Annotated in this window: 14 protein-coding genes; 8 read left to right on the top strand and 6 right to left on the bottom strand. The window is 47.9% G+C overall.

The genetic code is table 11. The annotated features are described in order from the left end of the window. Positions 1-48 precede the first annotated feature (48 nt). Positions 49-1065: an iron ABC transporter substrate-binding protein gene (locus LOZ86_RS14625; RefSeq protein ID WP_039486363.1), complete on the bottom strand. Its 1017-nt coding sequence runs from the start codon at positions 1063-1065 to the stop codon at positions 49-51. A 541-nt stretch (positions 1066-1606) separates the two neighbouring features. Next, a complete protein-coding gene (locus LOZ86_RS14620) occupies positions 1607-2047 on the bottom strand; it encodes a (R)-mandelonitrile lyase (RefSeq protein WP_039486361.1) in 441 nt (146 codons plus the stop codon). A 322-nt stretch (positions 2048-2369) separates the two neighbouring features. On the opposite strand from LOZ86_RS14620, the gene LOZ86_RS14615 reads away from it, so the two are divergent. From LOZ86_RS14615 to LOZ86_RS14580, 8 genes are all read left to right on the top strand, one after another. Beyond that, complete coding sequence (locus LOZ86_RS14615; RefSeq protein ID WP_039486359.1) at positions 2370-3263, top strand: LysR family transcriptional regulator; 894 nt, start codon at positions 2370-2372, stop codon at positions 3261-3263. Positions 3264-3345: 82 nt separating this feature from the next. Then, positions 3346-3732: a hypothetical protein gene (locus tag LOZ86_RS14610; protein WP_039486357.1), complete on the top strand. Its 387-nt coding sequence runs from the start codon at positions 3346-3348 to the stop codon at positions 3730-3732. Positions 3733-4185: 453 nt separating this feature from the next. Beyond that, complete coding sequence (locus tag LOZ86_RS14605) at positions 4186-5322, top strand: D-alanyl-lipoteichoic acid biosynthesis protein DltD (RefSeq protein ID WP_230242205.1); 1137 nt, start codon at positions 4186-4188, stop codon at positions 5320-5322. A 129-nt stretch (positions 5323-5451) separates the two neighbouring features. After that, the gene (locus LOZ86_RS14600; RefSeq protein WP_039486353.1) at positions 5452-6570 is read left to right on the top strand and encodes a membrane-bound O-acyltransferase family protein; all 1119 of its coding nucleotides are present in this window, start codon (positions 5452-5454) and stop codon (positions 6568-6570) included. Continuing rightward, positions 6567-8000, top strand: a complete 1434-nt coding sequence (locus tag LOZ86_RS14595; RefSeq protein WP_039486351.1) for an AMP-binding protein — start codon at positions 6567-6569, stop codon at positions 7998-8000. The genes LOZ86_RS14600 and LOZ86_RS14595 overlap by 4 nt, the downstream gene beginning before the upstream one ends. 17 nt (positions 8001-8017) lie before the next feature. After that, on the top strand, positions 8018-8239 hold the full coding sequence (locus LOZ86_RS14590) for an acyl carrier protein (protein ID WP_010300175.1): 222 nt from the start codon (positions 8018-8020) through the stop codon (positions 8237-8239). Between the two features lie 238 nt (positions 8240-8477). Further along, positions 8478-9356: a TauD/TfdA family dioxygenase gene (locus LOZ86_RS14585; RefSeq protein ID WP_039512884.1), complete on the top strand. Its 879-nt coding sequence runs from the start codon at positions 8478-8480 to the stop codon at positions 9354-9356. Next, on the top strand, positions 9353-10786 hold the full coding sequence (locus LOZ86_RS14580) for an FAD-binding protein (RefSeq protein WP_039486347.1): 1434 nt from the start codon (positions 9353-9355) through the stop codon (positions 10784-10786). The genes LOZ86_RS14585 and LOZ86_RS14580 overlap by 4 nt, the downstream gene beginning before the upstream one ends. Positions 10787-10921: 135 nt before the next feature. On the opposite strand, the gene LOZ86_RS14575 is transcribed toward LOZ86_RS14580, so the two are convergent. The 4 genes from LOZ86_RS14575 to LOZ86_RS14560 are packed head-to-tail and all read right to left on the bottom strand — an operon-like array spanning position 10922 to position 15298. Then, positions 10922-11869 (bottom strand): hypothetical protein, encoded by a 948-nt coding sequence (locus LOZ86_RS14575; RefSeq protein ID WP_039512882.1) that lies wholly within the window; start codon positions 11867-11869, stop codon positions 10922-10924. Beyond that, entirely contained in the window at positions 11859-13121 is a 1263-nt protein-coding gene (locus LOZ86_RS14570) for an ATP-grasp domain-containing protein (protein WP_039512880.1), read from the bottom strand. The genes LOZ86_RS14575 and LOZ86_RS14570 overlap by 11 nt, the downstream gene beginning before the upstream one ends. 54 nt (positions 13122-13175) lie before the next feature. After that, positions 13176-14162 carry a phosphotransferase gene (locus LOZ86_RS14565; RefSeq protein ID WP_039486339.1) on the bottom strand — a complete coding sequence of 329 codons (987 nt, stop codon included), beginning with the start codon at positions 14160-14162 and terminating at the stop codon, positions 13176-13178. Further along, positions 14159-15298 (bottom strand): trans-sulfuration enzyme family protein, encoded by a 1140-nt coding sequence (locus tag LOZ86_RS14560; RefSeq protein WP_230242203.1) that lies wholly within the window; start codon positions 15296-15298, stop codon positions 14159-14161. The genes LOZ86_RS14565 and LOZ86_RS14560 overlap by 4 nt, the downstream gene beginning before the upstream one ends. Positions 15299-15363 lie beyond the last annotated feature (65 nt).

The following is a 15363-nucleotide window of genomic DNA, read 5'->3' as shown; positions in this document are numbered from 1 at the left end:
TATGCGCTATAACCCATGCGCGACAATCTATGCGTTAAAAGCTACGCGTTACAGCAGGCCAGCTTGCGTCATCAGATCCACGACTTTTTTGCTGTTGAGCTTGGCGGCATCAACTTTCGGCGCATCCAGATCTTTCAGCGGAACCAGTTTGTCATTTGAGGCCGCGTTGACGCCAACGGCATATTCAAACGCATCGTTGGTGCGCAAGATTTCCTGACCGGATTTGCCAGTAATCCACTTAATGAAGGCCTGTGCGTCTTTCGCATGTTTGCTGGATGCCAGTACGCCGCCGCCGGAAATGCTGACGAACGCGCCCGGATCTTTATGCTTGAAGTAGTACAACTTCGTGTTGTTACTGTTTTCGCCGGTTTTAGCCTGATCGACAAAACGGTAATAGTGATAGATCACGCCGCTATCAATCTGGCCTGCGTTCACGGCTTTCATCACCGTGCTGTTGCCTTTGTAGGCGGTGAAGTTCTCTTTCATGCCTTTCAGCCACGCCTGTGTGGCTTGCTCACCCTTCAGCTCCAGATAGGCGCTGACGATGGCCTGAAAATCTGCACCGGACGGAGACGCGGCCCAGCGGCCTTTCCATTCTGGTTTCGCCAGATCGGCTAAGGATTTCGGCAATTGAGCGTCGGTAAATTTGGCCGGATTGTAAACAAATACGGTGGAGCGTGCGGCAATCCCGATCCAGCGGCCGTGGGATGGACGATAGTCAGACGGCACCTGAGCAAGGGTCGCGTTATCCAGCGGAGCAAAGAGATTGGCGTTATCGACCAGCACCATCGACGGTGAATTCTCAGTCAGGAACACATCGGCAGGGGAGGATTTCCCTTCCTGCACCAGTTGGTTGCCCAATTCGGTGTCGCTGCCATTGCGCAACGTCACCTTGATGCCGGTTTCTTTGGTAAAACCGTCAACCCAGGATTTCACGAGGTTTTCATGTTGGGCATTGTAAATCACAATCCCTTCATCGTTTTCTGCTGCGGTTGCCGATGCGCTGAGAGCCAAACCGGAAGCGAATAAAACGGCAGAACTCAGTAATCCAAAACTAAGCTTCATATTATTTACCCTTATCAATACCTGTCGTGTTTGCGTATGGCTGGCTTACATGGGAAGCCCTGCGTCACTCACGATAGCTACGCTATTTTAGCGACACAGGCCGATAGGTAGCGGCAGTCGACGATGGATTCTACATATTGATAATTATAGTTATTATTATTTCGCTTTCTTAAGGTTAAATTAAGGTTCTGGTGAGTGTGATCTTTCGGTCATCACTTTATTTCAAGGCGTGTCGCGGTATGAATTTGTATAAATCTATCGTCTAAAAAACAGGCTGACGTATCTGTGAAATTAATTTCATCGGAAATGAGACATAACGTCATGATTTACAAAAACAAATCATGATTTATCATCTATATTTACTCTGCAGGCTGTGAGCTGGCTGAAGAGATTATTGAACTCAGAAAAGAGGTCTCTGACGTCAATCTCCACATGCGCTAGCCGCATCGCGGAGCAAAGGAAAAAGCCATTCAGTCTCACGCTGAGTGGCTTTGCTGTTTCTACCCGTCGCTATTTTTCTTATCGCGACGCTTTCCTTAGGTTATTTCCCGTTTCCGTACTGCTCGTCGCTGACTTTCTCCAGCCATTCGACCGGGCTGCCGTTAAGCGATTCGGCAATGGCAATGTGCGTCATGGCAGTTTGTGCTGTCGCGCCGTGCCAGTGTTTTACGCCTTCAGGTATCCAGACGATATCGCCCTGATTGATCTCCTGAATCTCGCCGCCCCATTCCTGAAGCCAGCCCCGACCCTGCGTGACGATCAGCGTCTGACCGAGCGGATGGGTATGCCATGCCGTGCGGGCACCGGGTTCAAAGGTGACCGTCGCGCCACCAACCCGAGCCGGGGCGGTGCCCTGAAAGGGCGCATCGAGACGTACGTTGCCGGAAAAATAGCTTTCCGGGCCAGGTTGGGACGGGTGTGAACCACTGCGGATAATTTTCAATTTTTCCTCCGTTCCGGCAATCGCAGCCGGGGCTAACATGGATAACATCACGGCAGAGGCGGTAAGTCATCTCATGGAAAGCGTAGCTGTTGTTGAAAAATTTGTAGTTATTGAAAGATTCGCTGTGATTGAACTATTCAGGGTTGGTGAAAGATGAAAGACAGCGGCTGTGAAAAACGTTACTGCGATTTACGGAGAAGCACCAGAGGACAAAACCCGCAAGCGGCTATGAATTATATTCATTAATTACGCCATGCAATGCGGGGATGCTATGTCCCGCTGCTGATTTTCAGCGTGGCTTAATGAGCAATTGACCGTTTCACATGGATGTCATTCATGGCACCACTCTTCGGATACTCTGATGTTAAAAGAAAATTTTAATGACCTCATTTCGTTCCTTGTGGTGGCAAGAGAACGTAGTTTTACCAAAGCGGCGGCGAAGCTTGGGCTTTCCCAGTCGGCGCTAAGCCATTCGATTCGCGGCCTTGAAGAACGGCTTGGCGTGCGTTTGCTGACCCGAACCACGCGTAGCGTCGCACCGACGGAAGCGGGAGAGAAGCTGGCGCATAGCCTCGGCCCACACTTTGCGGATATTGAAAGCGAGCTGGTGGCGCTGGGTGACATGCGCGAGCGGCCTGCGGGAAATATTCGTATCACGGCGGGGGAGCATGCGGTTGATTCAATATTATGGCCAGTGTTAAAGCCATTTTTGGCGAATTATCCCGATATTAACGTCGAAATTACGGTGGATAACGCCTTAGCCGATATTGTTCTCGGCCGCTTTGATGCGGGTATTCGCTTGGGTGAACAGGTGGAAAAAGACATGATTGCCGTGCGTGTCGCACCGGAAATGAGCATGGCGGTGGTCGGCTCCCCGAACTATTTCGCCCGCAATCCTGCCCCCGCAACGCCACAGGATTTGCAGCATCACCGCTGTATTAACATGCGCTTGCCGACGATGGGCGGCATTTATGCATGGGAATTTGAAAAAAACGGTCGTGAAATCAAGGTCCGCGTTGAGGGACAGCTGACTATGAATAGCCTGCGCCAGCGGATTGACGCGGCACTCATCGGGCTTGGTCTGGCCTATGTACCAGAAGACTCGGTGCGGGATGACATTGCCAGTGGGCGTCTGATTCGGGTGCTAACGGAATGGTGCCCGCCGTTCCCAGGCTACTACCTGTATTATCCCAGCCGCAAACAGCATACCACCGCCTTCTCACTGTTTGTGGAGGCGCTGCGCTACCCGCGTTAGCGGTTGGATGTGAGTCAGGCGATAAAAAAGCGTTTGAGATAATCGATTCCACCGACAAATTTTTAATATTCAAGGAAATGAAATGTGTTCTGATAATAATGATGCGCTTTTAGCGGTTTTCTCCGGTGAGTTTAGCGTTAGCGACGATGCCTGGACGTTGGATGCCGTGCGGTGGGGTTTTGTTGAGAAGAAAAAGATTATTGCCAGCTTGAAAGGGAAAATGGGGAGCGGCCCGTTTAATGCAGAGATCGAGCTATTATGGCGAGAAGAACTCGGTGACTATTTCGGCAGAGGTGAAATTACCTATGATAATTATCGCTCGGAATATAAAACCAATAGTTTCGCAATAAAAATCATGGCGTCAGATATTTATATAGAAGACGGTATTTGCGTTATTGACGATGCTGAATGGCTGGAAAATGGCTATCCATATTCATTTTATGGCGATTTAGAACGAGTAGTGAACTGAAGTAAATAGCGGTTGTTTTCAATAATGACCGCTATTTTTCCATCCTGCCATTCTACATTTTTCTGAATCAAATAGACTGTACAAGAAGTAGTCAGAGACTGAGCTGGACGGTACTGATCCTTATTCACATAACGTCTAAATCGCTTGAGCCCCATCATCCCCGCAATCACCAGCAAACTGAGCCTCACAGCGTTGCTGCTACCGAACTTTACCACCTCATATTCTGGTCGCGTAAGCAAGGACGGATACCGGAGAACCCTTCTCCTGTCTCGATCTTGTGGGGCTAGTCAGCCTTATTCTGTGACGGACATAAACACTGTACATACCGTTACACAGCAACGCTCATCATCCAGGATAAGCCTGGTATATAATCCAAAAATACAGGGTCGATTTACTGTGAAGATAAAAATTCACAAATTTCAAACAATAAATATTATGTAGTCTCACTTTATAATGAAAATCAAAAATACTCTCTGCCTACATATCCTGATGGCAACCCTTGCCGTCCTGTTTCTTAGCGTTCCCCCGCTGGTGAAGAGCATTGATCCGGCGCTAACGTTCCAGCCACTGATTAACACAATGGAAGGCACGACAAAGGAACAAAAGGAAAAAATAGCCACCATTTCCCATGCGTTACAGGGGAATGCGGTTTTCTTTCTCGGAGCTTCTGAGGTCTCGACCTCTGAGGACGAACATTACGCGGTATATAATTACTTTAATAACCAGTTACATCGTCCGGTAGTGGCCTATGGCGATAGCTATGTTGATAGCGTCACACATTTCTTACTGCTCTCGCGTTTTAAAAACGAGCTTAATGCTAACAGTAAGGTCGTTTTGCTGCTGGCACCCGATAGCTTTTATTCAGACGGGATTCCCCCGGCTATTTTCGCCAACAATTTCCCGGCGTCTATTTTTGATTCGCTGATGAAAGATGACCAGACGCGTCCCTTTCTGGTCAATTACTTACAACATATCGATAAAGAAGATATAAGCCATTTAACGTTCGGCCAAATGAAAGTCTATGGCTGGCACCCGCAAATTATCTGGCAGGAAGTGAGTTATCAATTTGCTAATTTCTGCGAGCTGATAAAAAACGACTGGCTGGCGATGTTAGGTATTGTTCTTCAGCCTGCACAACCGTGGCCTCAGCAACCAACAGCCAATATAACTCCCGATTGGAATCACGAGTTGGCGCAGGCTCATGTGTTGAATCAGTCTCGTCAGCAAAGTGCAGACACATTGTGGATGGATAAGTCGGTGTTTGCCGATGATAAAACGCCTGAGGAGTGGGACGACGCACCGATTGTTCCGGCGCAAATGGAGGCATTACGGGCGACGATCAAACTGCTGAAAGCGCGCAACGTCCAGTTTGTCGTCATCGTCGACCCGATTAACCCGTGGGCAATTAATAACTCCCAGAAATTCCAGCCCGTCGATAGCCAAATCCGAGCGATGCTGGAGGAAAATCAGGTGCGCTATTTTGATATGTATGCGCAGCCTTATCAGAACGGTTGGAATTGGGACCGCCTGCATCCAACCGAACCCGCATGGGTCGCCATGGATCAATTTATTGCTGAGAGTTTTAAATGATGAAATCCGCCATTCGCCTTTTTTTCCTTTATCTCTTTCTGGCAGTCACCCTCGTCGCGTGGACCTCTGTTGATGAAAGCATGAGTTTAAAAGTGCATTTTGAATATCAAAAATTCTGAAGGATGAATGATGTACAGCTCCGGAATGTTTTTTTTCCTTCTGTTTTCATCAGCATTATTGTTTGCGCTGGTTAATCGCGTATTCAGTTATCGGCTGACGTATTTATCCGCCTTCTCCGTATTGGCGGTGTTCGGCTGGGGATATATTTTCCAGGGAGATTACGTTGTTCCCGTGGCGGTGTTCCTGAGCTTTTATATTCTCGTCACCTTAAAAGAGAAAGGGTGGTTAAAAACCTGGCAGGCGGTCAGCCTGACGTTGCTCCCGCTGTTTTTGGTGAAATTACACCTTAACAACCACTGGGGCATGATAGGCCTGTCCTTTATGACCTTCCGCGCCATTGATGTCCTGCTCTATCGCAGCAAAAAAGATGGTCGGAATTTCCTGCACTATTTCTGCTACCTCTTTATGCCTTTTATTATTCTGGCTGGCCCCATGTATCGCTGGCGGACATGGCTTAATGACATTAATAAACCCGTCTTCACGATGACCCGTGAGCAGTTTTTAGTGGCGATGGAGCAGATTTTTACCGGCATTATTCAGAAATTTTTATTCGCCATGCTGATCAATAATCTGGTGATTGAGTCGTGGAGCCATCGCCCGTTTACGTTAAGCGTGGGGGTCGTGATGTCGCTGGCTTACAGCGCCTACCTTTATTTTGATTTTGCTGGCTATAGCAATATGGCTATCGGGGCAGGGCGCTTATTCGGTCTGAATATCCCGGCGAACTTCAATCTGCCTATTCTGGCGAAGAACCCGCAGGACTTCTGGCGACGCTTCCACATCAGCCTGTCTGAATGGCTGAGGGACGTGGTCTTTATGCCGATTTATATGAATCTGATGAAGCTCGACTTTTTCCGACAGAACAAAACGTTGGCACAGAATATTGGCATCTTCTGCACCCTGTTTTGTATGGGGGCATGGAACGGGCTTGAACGACACTATGTTATCAGCGGCGCGCTGTTTGGCGCCATTTCCGTTGCTCACAATATGCTGCAATGGTCAGCCAAACGCAGTCCGGCACTGAGCAATTGTCTACACCATCCGGTTATTGTGTTCATCGGTCGAATTCTGACGCTGGCAAGCGCCGCGGCCTCCCTCTACATCTTTAGCGGAATGTCCCCACTATGAAACGTCACTCAGAGCTTCAGGAACTACAAGATTTCCTCCGGGCGGCATTACTCGACCCCGCGAACCCACAGCAGTTGGCGATTAGTGGCAGCGATGACGCGATGACCTGGCAACAGCTCTCCGCTGCCGTGACAGACTGGTCGCGTCGTTATCAGCACTGCCAGCAGCCAGATGGCGCGCCGGTCGTGTTATATGGCCATCAGCAGGCGGAATTCGCCGTGGCTATCTATAGCTGTTTGCTGCATAACATCCCGTATATTCCGGTGGATTGCATCTATCCTCAGGAGCGGCTTAACGAGATTTGCCACCTGGCGAGTGCGCCTTACTATTACGATGTGGCGACCAGACAGTTCATTGCTACCGGTGAAGCAGGGCAGGCGTTAGTCGAGCAAGATCTTGCCTATATCATGTTCACCTCCGGCAGCACTGGAAAGCCTAAAGGGGTGCAGATCGGGCGTGAAAGCCTGTGGCACTTCATGAAGTGGGTGCGCCAGGACTTTTCGCTGCCAGACGTGCCGGTGCTGATGAACCATGCAGTGTTCAGCTTCGATCTCTCTCTGATCCCGCTGCTGGCGAATCTGGCGACTGGGGGGCATATCGTTCTGAATGCAAAAGAGGATATCGTGGCAGAAAACTGGCTCGATCGCCTGAAAGACAACGGTGTTTCCGTCTGGGTTTCAACGCCATCCTTCGCCTACCAGAGGTTGCTGTCTCCCCAGTTCAATAGTGAATATTTACCTGAACTTAACGTCTTCGTGTTCATTGGCGAAGTGCTCAACAAAGCGCTGGTAAAACAGTTACGCCGCCGCTTCCCGCATGCCAAAATTCTCAATTCCTATGGCCCAACGGAAGCGACTATCGCGACCACCGTCATCGAAATCACCGATGAGATCCTGCACAGTGAAAACGATCTGCTGCCGGTCGGCGCGATGATGCCGGACTCCAGAATGGAAATTACGTCTGAGGGCGAACTGATCATTTGGGGAAAAAACGTGATGCGCGGCTACCTTGGGCTGGCGAAAGAGAATGCGGAGAAATTGCTGCATCGGGAGAGCGAGGCGTTCCGGGGCTACAGAACTGGCGACCTGGGATATGAAGACGGGCTGCTGTACTGTCAGGGTCGCAATGATAGCCAGATCAAACTGAATGGCTATCGCATTGAAATCAATGAGATTGAAAATCGTCTGTTGGCGATATCCGACATCAGCGAAGCGGTTGTTCTACCGTTGATGAAATCGGGCGGTGGCGTTCTGCGCATCGCGGCGTTCTGCGTGACGAACTTAGCGCCAGAAGCGATTAAAACGTCGCTCTCGAAGGTCATTCCGCCTTACATGGTGCCTTCCCAAATTATTATCAAAGATGCGTTGCCGCTTAATCCTAACGGCAAAATTGACCGTAAACTGCTGGACAGCCATGCCCGCACGATCTAATGACTCAGGAAAACATGATGGAACAAGAAATACTCGCGCTGTTTGAAAAGATCTTATCCCGTAAAGTGGGCTTTAACGATGAGCTGATTGAGTCCGATATTCTCGACTCTATTCTGGCGGTCGACTTGGTGTTGGAAGTGCAGGATGTTTACGGCTGCGTGATCCCACCAACCGAAGTTGCTACCGTTCTGAAGACCCCGGCGGATCTGGCCCGCTACATTGAAGAGAACCGCGGCTAAGCCTGAAACGGCGATGGTTTCTGCAGCTGTTTAAAGACCCTGGATAGGTTTATCTGGGGTTTTTTTATGGGTTTTTATTAAGGTCGATTACATCATCAGATATTGGTGAAGAATAGGAGGGCAGTGATTCTATATTCAAATTACCCTAATTATTATAATTGTATCCGTGGTGTTGAATATTTGTTGCCGATATTATCTGAAAGATCTTTCAACAATGGATAATACACGGAGACGTAAAATGGACGCATTCACTTTAGAAGATCGATTTGATTATCAGCCTCTAACCAATTCTCAAGGTGAAACCTGTCATTTTGGTGTACGTATTGAGCCTAAACAGTCAGGCGTACACATTGGCGAGTTATCACCTACCTGGCTGCGTACATTGGTAGAAAACCAACAGTTAGTGATACTACGGGGCTTTGATAGCTTTACGAGTGCAGAAAATTTAACAACATACTGCGAAGCCATTGGCGACATTATGCAATGGCCGTTTGGCGCCGTGTTGGAACTGGTTGAACAACCCGATGCTACCGACCATATCTTTGCTAACAACTATGTCCCCTTACATTGGGACGGCATGTACCTTAAAACGGTGCCGGAACTACAAGTCTTTCAATGCGTATCAGCTATTGGCGAAGGGCAAGGAGGGCGCACCACGTTTTCGAGTACCACCACGGCGTTACGTCTGGCATCACCCGAAACCAAAGCGCTGTGGCAGCGTGCAACAGGCCAGTATCAGCGCGCAGTCGAGTTATACAGCAGTACCGCGCAGGCTCCTATTATAGAACAACACCCTTACCGCACTCATCCCGTCATTCGTTTTTGTGAACCGCCAATTGCTGGCGATAAAGAATTCTTAAACCCATCAACGTATCACTTCTCAGGTATTGAACCTGAAGAACAAGAGCAATTACTCAGCAGCTTGCAACATGCTTTATATGATCCACGGGTTCAGTATGCTCATCAGTGGCAAAGCGGCGATATTGCGATTGCAGATAACTACTCGTTACTACACGGCCGTGAATCTTATGCTAGCCAGAGTGGCCGTCATCTACGCCGCGTGCATATCCATGCTAAACAGCCACTGAATAACCCGCATTTGGTGCAACCGTCATGAAACCACAGCATGTTGATCTCATGATTATCGGTGCAGGGCCTGTCGGTCTAGCCTGTGCCTATCTTGCTCAGCTGTCAGGTTTAAGCACCGTCATTATCGATAAATCACAAGGGCCACTGACGGTAGGCCGTGCTGATGCGTTAAACGCTCGTAGCTTGCAGTTGTTTGAAATTATCGGTTTATTCGACGAGCTTTATCCCTTGGGCAAAGCCTGTAATACCAGCTCAGTCTGGTCAAAAGGTAAATTTATTTCACGCCAGTCTACCTGGTGGGATGCTTTAGAAGGCTGTTTTCACAAGCATTTTTTAATGATTGGTCAGGCTTATGTAGAACAAGCGCTCGATAATAAGCTCACCGAGCTAAAGAGTGCCGTGCGCCGCAATACCTCTGTGGAAGATATTGTGCTGGAGGAAGACGGCTGCCTCACCACGCTCACCAGCGGTGAGACCGTCCGTTCCCGGTATTTGATTGGTGCAGATGGCTCACGGTCGTTTGTGCGCCAACACTTTGCTATCCCGTTTGAGATCACTCGACCACAAATTACCTGGGCAGTGATTGATGGCGAAATAGAAACTGATTTCCAAAAAGTACCGGAAATTATTGTTTTCCAGGCAGAAACCGCCGATGTCGCCTGGATACCACGTGAAGGTAAGATTGATCGTTTCTATATCCAGATGGACAGTGAGGACTTCACGCAACAGCAGGCTATAGATAAAATTAATCATGCTCTGCAACCACACCGTCTGTGTTTCAAGTCGATTGAGTGGTACTCAAAATTCTCGGTTAAAGAATCTGTAGCAGAGCGCTATAGCCTTGAAAATAAATTATTTATCGCTGGTGATGCGAGCCATATTCACTCAGTGAATGGTGGACAAGGGTTAAATACGGGGTTGGCCGATGCATTTAACCTCATCTGGAAAATGGCGATGATTACCCATCATCATGCGCCCCAAACGCTGCTACAGACTTACGAAACGGAACGAAAAGCGGTCGCGCTAGAAGTCGTCAAAACGTCAGCGGAACTCGTGCGTTCAACCAAAACCTCAGAGACAGGCACCCATGCCGATGATTACGTCAAGATTGTCGAAAAACGTGCGGGTTACATCACGGGTATGGGCGTTCGCTATGGAACAGACGGGCGTGTTGGCGAAAGGCTGCATGATTTTATGTGGCGTGATTCTCACTCTAGTCAGCCAGACAGAATTTACTCACATTTAAATTATCGTAATTACAGTCTGCTCATCGTTGGCACGGCGACGGTACCGGCATCACTGCTTGATATTGTCAATGTCCTGCACGTTGAAACGGGAAGTAGCCCCTATTCCGATCAATACCTGCTAGTTCGGCCAGATGGCTATATAGCCGCCACCGCTCCTCTCGATGACCCTTCCGCGATCGGTCATTACTTCAGTGACTGGCGAGTTCAATAGCATAAACGTTGCCGGCTCAGTGAGATTGCACTGAGCCGATTTTCTTCTGTTTAAGCAGAGCGAAAGTAGAATAGACCACGCTAAACAGTAATAGTCTTTTTATAGTTTATCATGCTGATTTATAAGGGGAATGGTTTAACGGGTCTTCCCAAACCTGCCTCTAAGCTTGTCGATGGTAAATTTGCTGGTACCGTCATTGGCGATAAGCATAACTAGCATCAGCATGAGTAACACCAATAGCTTCATATTGCTGTAAGCGATCGAAGGATCAAACATTTCCAGTAGCAGCGTAATACAGGGGGAAATATTAATAATTATATTCGTCGTCAATGCGCTGGTGACTTCAATGCCCTTTTGGAGCATCCATAGCGGCAGTATATTGCCCAAAATCACAATGACTGGCAGATACATCCAAAAGTCGGACTGTATCCTGGGCAGGGCGTGCTCGCTCGGTAACATGGCAAAGCATACTAAAATCAGCAGTGGAAACCTGAACGATTGCACGTTTACGGCATTAAATCCCTTACTGGAAAGTGATTTGGCGATGTAGGTGCCGGTGGTCAGGCAGGCTGAGGTAATAATACAGACCAAGCCAAGTGCCAAGACAAACGTCATGTCTGAGTCGAACGGGTTAAACCTCTGGCCTTTTACCGCCAGGATCATCAACAGGGTCACAATAAAAGCGAGTAATACGGATATGACGATGTTTTTTACGCCAATGGCGTTTCTGTTATAAATTTCGATGAGAACAGAGATTATCGGGCTGAGGCCAAAGATGATGGCTACCATAATTGAGGGCTCGGTCCATTTTAAGCCAATGAAAAGCCCTAGCCATGAACCCAGCGTTGATATGTTCAATAAGATAATGATCTGATAAGAGCCAATAACCGTTTTCAGCCTTACTGGAAAGAATAAAACAGAGGCCAGGAAAAATCCCAGCCAAGTTAAGGTGAAGGTCAAAAACAACAAAACAAACAGGTCGATGCTCTGCAACAGGCCAGAGAGCAATACATCTATTGCCGCGCCCAAAATACAATATCCAAGTATATAGGCTGGGCCAGACATCTTGATTTTAGTTGTCATAGAGATCAAACATGCCCTTTCTTTCGAGGTCAACGATGCGCTGATAATCTGCATCCAACTGATCGGCATTGGGATGACTTAAAGCAATCCAGCCTGGGGAGCTGAACACATCGGTCGTGCGTTTTATTTCCTGATCAACACCCGGCATGTTCGCCTTTTTATAGGATGGCAGGTTGACGATGGTATCAATATGCCTCAGCGATTTTACCTTGCCTGCGCTAAAAGAGATCAGCTCTTTAATTTTTAGGTGGTTTAACGGCTGATAGTGCTCATCAACAGATGACAGGAAGCTGTCGCTTGAACAGATGCTCAGGACCAGCTCGTCAATTTGTGTCCGCTTAAGTGCTAGGGATGACAGTGCAGGGAAGCCGGCACCATGAGGTCTGGCTCCGGTTTCGATTAATTTCCAGCCATCTTTGGTCAAGAATAGTTCGGAATGGCCGGCTCCAAAGTCGATTCCGAGGGCATTTAGGCAGTTAAAGACATAGTTTTTGAGTATTGTATGTTGCCGCTCGTCAAGTGAGGTCAGCTCTGTGAACTCACAGATAGAATCGAAGCCGTTGTAGCTGCCTTTGCCCATTTTCCATACAGCACAAATCTTGTGATGCCCATTGTAACTAACGGTATCCACAACATACTCTTCACCCTCGATAAAGGGCTGTAAAATAAGGATTTCATTTTTCAAATTAAGCTGATTGCTTTTTTTGAACAGACTAGTGGCGTGTGTCATAACCTCTTCAATGGTTTTACACACAAATACGGAGTCCGTGCCTGCACTGTCAGCGGGCTTTAAGACCAACTTGTTGTATGTCTTCAACAAGTCGGCGGCATGCTGAACCGCCTCAGTTGGGTCGGTCAGGCGATGTGTGGGGATATGGCTCAGGTTGTTGTTTCTCAGGCTCTCCTGCATCAAATATTTGTTGCGCCGGGAAGGGCTGCTCGGTGTCTTATTACCAGGAAGTCCAAGCATCTCAGCCAAACGGTCGGCAAGTTCAATCCCTGTTTCACTGCCAGCAACCACCGCGATTATGTCATAGTTCTCGAGCTGCTTGATGGTCTCACTACCAGCGTATGGCAGGTTGATAAAAAAATCATCGGTCTGATAGCTGTCCAGCAGTTTCTGAGGAAGATTACTGCGACTTTGTATATGTGCACAGCGGTAGCCTTGCCGATTAAATTCAGGGGCTAATCCATTGCCCGATGAGTAAGCGTCAACGAGAATTACGATCTTGTTTGTTTCTGTAATGTCCATGCAGCGAGTAACTCCATGCGATAAAAAGGGGGAATGCCAGCACTACGCTTTTAATTACGGCTTGCTGTTAATTGTTAATGGAAGAGCATCGGTAATTGTTTTGAAGTTGGTGGATTCTATGCTATTTGCTAGAGCAACCATTTCGCGGAATTTATCTGCCCTGTCGTCGTCTGGCTGATATATTCGATAGCGCCAATAGCGCCAAAGAGAAGTCAGGATAGCAGCGTATTCCGTATATCTTTGCAGAACGTCGAGCTCGCTGTTTTTCAACGTTCGGGTCGATTGATAGCCGGCGATGAGGTGGTGTGCTTTTTCCGCGGATAATTTTCCATCAGTACTGCAGGTGCCGACGATTGCCATGCCAATGTCAAACACCGAGTGATAAATACAGGTCAACTCAAAATCAATCATACCGACGAGCTGATCGCCGTCAAAAAGCATATTGTCATAAAAGAGATCGGAGTGAATGATCGAGGTTGGTAGGTCACCGAACGTTCCCACTGCAAGCTCCCTCAGTCTGCCCTTGGCCCAACACTCGTAATCTCTATCGATATTGGCGTCAAGAGCATCCATAAACTTCTGCTGTTCGTAGAAAACAGAATCGCTTAAAAAGTTGGGCAAAGGTATGCTGTGCAACTTCGCTGTTTCGGCGCCAAGCTGCCTAAGCATGGAAGCGCTTAAATCCTGGCACACTGCTCCGGGCATATAGGAGCGCAGTAGAGAGTACTTCCCTCTTAAGTTAATCGAATAGCTTCCTTGCTGTTTGGGTCTGATCAGCAACGATGTCTTGTGATTATGCTCTTCTAGCCATACCAGCGTCTTAGCCATAATCTCAACGTCGTCACGGTTCTGCTCTTCGATAATGCTAAATACACAGCGACCGATATCGGTTTCAAGACAGTAATTGGTATTGCCTGAGCCCATGCCCAAAAAGGTGCTGTTGTTTACGTTTATGTCATAAAGACACTCTATGCGTCGCACTTCATCACTATTTAACGTTAAATTCGTTACCACGTTCGTTTCCAAATCCTTATCATTCACTTGAGCGCCTGATGCAAATCTTCATACAAGTCGTTAATGTTTTCGATGCCAACTGACATACGAATTAATTGCCTGGTGATTCCAGATTTTTTCTGTTCAGCTTCGCTAAGACTTCTGAATGATGACGAGGCTTGGTAAGGCGAGTTTAATGTTGTCTCCAGGTCACCCAAACTGTTTGACGGAACGATAAGGTTTAACTTCTTCTGGAAAATTGTCGTGTCAAACCGTTGGGCAATCTCAAAGCTGACCATACCGCCAAAGCCGCGCATCTGCTCACGTGCAATGCTATGGTTGTGATGATCCGAAAGCCCCGGATAATAAACGTTGATCACGTTGGGATGCTCATTCAAGCGCAAGGCCAACTCCATGGCGTTGCGATTAATTGTATTCATGCGTATTGCCAGGGTGCGAAGGCTTCGCTCCAGCAAGTGGCATGACTGGGCATTTAAACAGCCGCCAAAGTCGTTCATATAATTGGTCATTAAAGCGATTGACTCTTCACTGCCTACCGCAATGCCTCCTGACACATCGCCGTGGCCGCCCAAAAATTTGGTTGCGCTGTGTAACACTAAATCGACGCCGTATTCCAACGGGTTCTGATTAATAGGGGTCGCGATGGTGTTATCTATGATTGTGAACAACCCCTTGCTTTTGGCAAAGCGAGTCAATAACTCAATGTCGAGAATTTTGAGCAGTGGGTTAGTCGGCGTTTCGATATATATCGCTTTAGTATTTGCCTGTACTGACTGGATGATGCTCTCGACTTCACAACTCGCGGAGACGCTGTAGCCGATGCCTAACTTGGCAAAGTGATTCTGAATAAATTTAAACGCGCCGGAGTAAACGCCGTTTTGCAAAACAATATGGTCGCCGGCCTTTAAATGAGACAGCATGGCGGTTGAGAAAGCCGCCATTCCGGAACTAAATACCAAAGCGGCCTCGCCGCCGCTTTCGAGCGCGCACATTTTCTTAGCGACAGCGCGTTGGTTGGCTAAGTTACCGTGTCTTGGATATACATCTTCTTCCATATCCAGATGTTTGTGGGAACTTGCTGGAAATAGCGGAGAAAGTATTCCACCGTTCATTTCATCAACAATTGTTCCGCTGTGAACTGCCAGAGTTTCTTTTGCTAGCACGATGACTACCTGATTTTACGTATTAAAAGAATGCCTATCTATGGCATTAAGCCGATGATATAGAT

Origin of the sequence: Pectobacterium parvum, assembly GCF_020971565.1 — a bacterium.
Lineage (GTDB): Bacteria > Pseudomonadota > Gammaproteobacteria > Enterobacterales > Enterobacteriaceae > Pectobacterium > Pectobacterium polare.
Note: the sequence above shows the minus strand (reverse complement) of the source record. Positions and strands in the feature narration are given on the sequence as shown.